The 690-nt window shown below is 70.7% G+C and carries 1 protein-coding gene; it reads left to right on the top strand.

Annotation, left to right across the window (positions count from 1 at the left end; all coding sequences use genetic code 11):
* Nucleotides 1–690, top strand: a 690-nt coding sequence (locus AC5WS8_RS39280) for an ATP-binding protein (protein WP_496108257.1), incomplete at both ends; no start/stop codon positions are given.

Raw genomic sequence — 690 nt, 5'->3', positions numbered from 1 at the left:
GGCCCCGGCACGTGGAGACCCAATGCCTGGCCGACAAGCACGGCAACGTGGTCGTCGTCTCCACCCGCGACTGCTCCCTGCAGCGCCGCCACCAGAAGCTCGTCGAGGAAGCCCCCGCCCCCTTCCTCTCCGAGGCCCAGACCGCCGAGCTGTACCGCGCCTCGAAGGCCATCCTCAAAGAGGCCCACTACGAAGGCGCCGGCACCTGCGAGTTCCTCGTCGGCCAGGACGGCACCATCTCCTTCCTCGAGGTCAACACCCGCCTACAGGTCGAACACCCGGTGACCGAGGAGGTCGCCGGCATCGACCTGGTCCGCGAGATGTTCCGCATCGCCGACGGCGAGCCGCTCGGTTACGACGACCCCGAACTACGCGGCCACTCCTTCGAGTTCCGCATCAACGGCGAGGACCCCGGCCGCAACTTCCTGCCCGCCCCCGGCACCGTCACACGGTTCGACGCACCGACGGGGCCGGGTGTGCGCCTGGACGCGGGCGTGGAGTCCGGCAGCGTGATCGGCCCCGCCTGGGACTCCCTGCTCGCCAAGCTCGTCGTGACCGGCCGCACCCGCAAGGAGGCCCTTCAGCGAGCCGCCCGCGCCCTGGAGGAGTTCCAGGTCGAGGGCATGGCCACCGCGATCCCCTTCCACCGCAAGGTGGTCCGCGACCCCGCCTTCGCCCCCGAAGTACACG

The organism is Streptomyces sp. PTL18, assembly GCF_059510295.1.
Note: the sequence above shows the minus strand (reverse complement) of the source record. Positions and strands in the feature narration are given on the sequence as shown.